Genomic DNA, 4777 nt, shown 5'->3' with positions numbered 1-4777 from the left:
CCTCGATGGGGGTCCCCCCGCTCGAGCGAAGCCGAGAGTGGGGGAGGAGTCACGTGGGCGTTTCGGCAACGCGGCGAGCGTGCGTGCCAGGCGTCGCGCGCCCGGCCGGGGATATGACACAGGCTCTAACGGCCCGGCCGACGGACGACCGGTCCCCGCGCCGCCCTGCGGGCTGCCCTGTCAGACGAGTTCGACGGGGTAGAGGTCGGTACGGGCGATCGCCGCGTCGCGCTCGTCCGACAGGGCGGTACGACGCCCGTCGGTCAGGAAGCCGTCGTACCCGGCCTGCGAGGTGAACTCGATCAGCTGGATCTCCGTCGGGGCACCCTCCTCTCCGCCGGTACGGGCACGCTGCCGTACACGGCCGCCGTGATCGTCCAGCAGGGCCAGGACCTTGTCCTCGTACTCGATCAGTGCCTCGGTGGCACCGGGCCGGGCCCACAGCAGTACACACAGTCGAACCGTCATGGTGGCCGACCCTATCGGGCGGTCCTGATGGCCGGGGCGTCCCTGGCCGCGGCCTCGTCCCGAAGGTGTCAGGCGCCGATCCTGGCCGCGATGACCGGTGCGAGGCGGTCGGCTATGACGCGGTGGCCCTGGTCGTTGGGGTGGACCGAGTCGGTGAGGTCGCCTGCGCCCAGCCAGCCCGTGGTGTCGACGAAGGAGAGGCGGGAGTCGCCGCCCTCGACTGCGGCCCTGACGGCGGCTTCGGTCTGCGGGACGTACCGGCCGCGGAAGGTCTCCAGCGCGAAGATCCACGCCTGGGGGTAGGCCGCGCGGACCTTGCGCAGCAGGCTGGTGTACGCGGCCTGGAACTGCGCGGTACTCACCCCGTGGCCGACGTCGTTGGTCCCGAGGTTGATCACGACCGCGTCCGCCCGGTAGCGGTTGACGTCCCAGTCGGGTGTCGCGGCGTTCGGGTTGAGCTTGGTGAACTGCCGTTCCAGGCCCACGCATCCGTCCGCGGCGGCCACGAGGCAGGCGCCTCCCTGGGCGATCTGCGTGTGCTCGGCTCCGAGCCGCTCACCGATCAGCCAGCCGTAGGCGGTACGGGCGTTCTGCGAGGTCGTGGTGCCCACGGTGATCGAGTCGCCGACGAACTCGATCAGTTTGGCCGGGGCGGGCGGCGCGAAGGTCGTGGCGCCGCTGTCGAGGACGAGGCCCTGGAAGACGGCGTCGCCGCGATAGGAGCCCGCGACCACCTGGTAGTTGACCTGGAGGGTGTGTCGGCCGGCCGGGAGCGCGGTCGGGGTCAGGTTCACCGTTCCCTTGACGTCGTCGTAGAACTTCACGGGACCGTCGTCGATCCGCGCCCAGAAGTCGATCGTGCCCCGCTGCTTCAGCTGGACGGTCCTTCCGGTGAAGCCGACGCGGTAGTACGCCCCGGCCCAGTAGGGGGTGTAGGCCGTGGTGGAGCTGGTGGTGTCCCAGCGGCCGACGAACTTGATGTTCGGGTCGCCGGGCTGGCCGGGAGCCGCCGCCTCGGCGGAAGCGGAAGGGGTGGTGGAGCCGCTCAGGGCGGCGCCGATGACGGGGGCCAGACGGCTCGCGAACTTGGTGTGGCCCGTCTCGTTGGGATGCCCGTTGCCGTCCTCGTAGTCGGCGCCGTCGGTGAGCCAGCCCGTCGTGTCGACGTAGCGCACCTTGGCGTCACCGGCGGCGTTGCGGGCGCTGACGGCGGCCCTGGTCTCGGTGACGTACCGCTTCTTGAGGGTCTGCACCGCGAAGAGGACCGCGTTCGGGTACTTCGCGCGGATGTCGCGCAGGAACGTGGTGTACGCCGACTGGAACGCGGCTCCGGTCACTCCGTGCCCGATGTCGTTGGTACCGAGGTTGATGACGACCGCGCTCGCCCGGTAGCGGGAGAAGTCCCAGCTCTGGCTGCCCGTACTGGCGTTCCGGAAGAACTGGGCGCTCAGACCTGTGCATCCGGACCGGCCGACGAGGCAGTAGCCGGCGCGGGCGATCTGCGTGTGCCGCATCCCCAGTCGCTCACCGGTCTTCCAGGCGTACGAGTCGAGCGCCAGCCGGTCGGTGAGGGCCCCGGCGGTGATGGAATCGCCGACGAACTCGATCAGCCCGGACGGTGCGTCGGGGGCGACCGTGCGGGCGCCGGAGTCCAGGACCAGGCCCTGGAAGGCGGTGTCTCCGGAGCGGTAGGTGATCCGCAGGGTGTGGGTGCCCGCCGCGAGCGGCTGCGGGGTGAGGTTCACCGTGCCGCGGACGCCCGCGTGGAAGACGTCGGGTCCGCCGTCGATGCTCGCGTAGAGGTTGACCGCGTCTCTGGCTTTCACCTTCACCGTGGTTCCGGTGAAGGACGTCTGCACGTACGCGCCGGTCCAGTTGGCCACGGCCGTCGTGCCCGAGCTCGTGTCCCAGCGACCGACGAAGGCGATGTTGGGGTCGGAGACGGAGCCGTCTCCGGGTGCGGCCTGGGCCCGGGTGGCGCCGACCAGGGACAGCAGGCAGGCGACGAGAACGGCCGTGAGGAGGGCCGGCAGCCCTCGTCCGGGCATGTGAGGTCTGCGCAGGTGGACAGCCACACCACAGAAGCAGTGGAACGATTCAAGGTCAAGGCCTCCCGCACGGCTCCGTGAAGTCGCGGCCGCCCCGCCGTCGCGTCGACGGCGGGGCGGCCGTGCCCCGGTTCTCCCGGTTCTCCCGGTTCTCCCGGCTCCCCCTGCTCTGCCGGTCCTCAGCGCCTCAGATTCGCCCCCGTCGCGGCCGTGACGACCCGATCCCGCTCGGCCCGGGTGAACAGACCCTCGGACAGCCATGTGTCGGCGAGGGTGCGGACCGCCCGTACGAAGTCGCCCGAGGTGGCGAAGGGCGCCTGGGCCCAGAGGACGTCGAGGAACGTCAGGCCGTCGCCCCGGGCGCGGTTGGGTACGCCCGAGTCGGCCGCGCCGAACACGACGACGGGCTCGGCGCGTGTGAAGTAGGCGTGGTACGGGGTGTCGTCCCCGTGGAAGAACGGGGCGAGCGTCAGGCCGTGGGTGGTGAAGTGCATCGGCCGGCCCGCGGGGCTGATCGCGGAGGCCAGATCGCCCCGGAGCGTGAAGTGCTTGTAGAAGGAGAACGAGCGGAACTGCTGTTCCGGGCTCTGGGCGACCAGTAGGACCGGCCCGTAGAACACCGACTGGACGGCCGGATCGTCCAGGGCCCTTTCGACGCGCAGACGGTACGGCATGGAGATCCGGACCCGGTCGCCGGGCCGCCAGTCCCTGCTCAGGGTCAGGTACGTGCCGGGCTCGGCCCTGGTCCGTTGCCGGACGCCGTTCACCGTGACGGTGAAGCCCGCCGTGGCCCAGGACGGGACCCGGAGCTTCAGGTCGAGGCTGCCGCCGCCCTCACGGAACGTCAGGGTGCGGACGCCCTCGGCCGGGTAGTCGCCGGTCTGCTCGATGACGATTCCCCGCTCCGGCCAGCGCAGGGTCGAGGCGAGGTACAGGTTCACGTACAGCGCCGTACCGTCGGCGGAGCGGAAGTAGACCGAGTCCTGGTACTTGGTGTGGTTCTCCATGCCGGTGCCGCCGCAGCAGGTGCCGGTGTTGCCGTATCCGCGCTGTACGCCCGGGCCCATCCCGACGAAGTAGGTGACCTCCGGGCTGCTCGTGGAGCGGGCGTCCCGGCGGGAGGCCAGGATGTGGTTGGTCAGGCCCCGCTCGTAGTAGTCCATGTAGGAGGCGTCCGGTGTGTGGAAGAACAGCTGCCGGGTCAGCTTGAGCATGTTGTACGTCGCGCAGGTCTCGGCGTTCTTGTCGTCCAGGGTGGCCGCGATGGCGCCCCGGGCGCGGAACATCTCGCCCTGGCCCGTGCCGCCCAGGCTGTACATGCGGGGGCCCGCGACCATGCCCCAGAAGTTGCGGGCCGCCGTGGCGTACTCCTCCTCCCCCGTCTGGTCGAAGAGCCGCAGATAGCCGGTGAACTGCGGGATGTGCTGGTTGGCGTGCCTCCCCTCCAGGATGTCGCGGTCCTCGGCACAGGCGTCCAGCAGCGCGGTGTTGTCGAAGCAGCGGGCGGCGGCGAGGTGTTCGGCCCGGCCGGTGAGGGCGTACAGGTCCGCCATCACCTCGTTCATGCCGCCGTACTCACCCGCGATGTAGATCGACCACATGCGGTCCAGCTGGGCCTTGGGCAGGCGGCCGAGCCGGCTGTGCACCCAGTCGCCCATCGCCGAGGCGATGGCGAGCGCCTGCGCGTTCCCGGCCAGGGTGTGCGCGTCCAGCAGACCGCGCATGATCTTGTGGCAGGTGTAGTACGGCGCCCAGATGGTGGGGTACGTCGTGTAGCTCTCCAGCAGGATGAACTGCGTCTCCGGGTACGCCGCCAGATAGCCGGGGTGGCTGGGCTCGGGCGAGCCGTGTTCGGCCAGGGCCCGCTGGCACTCCCCGAGGGCGCCGACCAGGTAGTCGAGCTTGGTCTTGAGCGCGGCCTCCCGTGTGTCGGCGTACGCCTGGGCGATCAGGGTGAGGAAGTGGCCGCCGTAGTGGCCGCGCAGGTTGCCGTCGGAGGTCTCCCAGCCGCCGGGCGGCCGGGCGCCGCGCGTGTCGAGCCCGGCGTTGGCGCGGAAGACGGCCAGGATGCGGTCGGCCGGGTAGGACCTCGCGTACTCGAGCATCAGGTCGCGCTTGGTTCGGAAGACACCGTCGCCGAGGGTCACCTGGTCCAGCGTGAAGGGGCGTACGCCCCAGGTGGGCGGGGCGGGCGCGGCGGACGGGCCCGCGGCCGGCGAGGCCGGGGCGGCATGGGGCGAGGCGGCTTGGGCCGGCGAGGC

3 protein-coding genes are annotated in these 4777 nt (G+C 71.0%); all 3 read right to left on the bottom strand.

Going from position 1 to position 4777, the window contains the following annotated elements:
- Positions 1–180: 180 nt before the first annotated feature.
- Positions 181–468 (bottom strand): hypothetical protein, encoded by a 288-nt coding sequence (locus FNH04_RS41435; RefSeq protein WP_152791391.1) that lies wholly within the window; start codon positions 466–468, stop codon positions 181–183.
- Between the two features lie 68 nt (positions 469–536).
- Positions 537–2516 carry a GDSL-type esterase/lipase family protein gene (locus FNH04_RS41430; protein ID WP_152791389.1) on the bottom strand — a complete coding sequence of 660 codons (1980 nt, stop codon included), beginning with the start codon at positions 2514–2516 and terminating at the stop codon, positions 537–539.
- A gap of 179 nt (positions 2517–2695) precedes the next feature.
- Positions 2696–4777: glycoside hydrolase family 127 protein (locus FNH04_RS41425; protein WP_228031931.1), on the bottom strand; the 2082-nt coding region annotated here is incomplete at its 5' end.

The sequence above is a fragment of the Streptomyces phyllanthi genome (assembly GCF_009377205.1).
Taxonomy (GTDB): Bacteria; Actinomycetota; Actinomycetes; order Streptomycetales; family Streptomycetaceae; genus Streptomyces; species Streptomyces phyllanthi.
The sequence above is the reverse complement of the archived record's forward strand: the minus strand, read 5'-3'. Positions and strand labels throughout refer to the sequence as shown.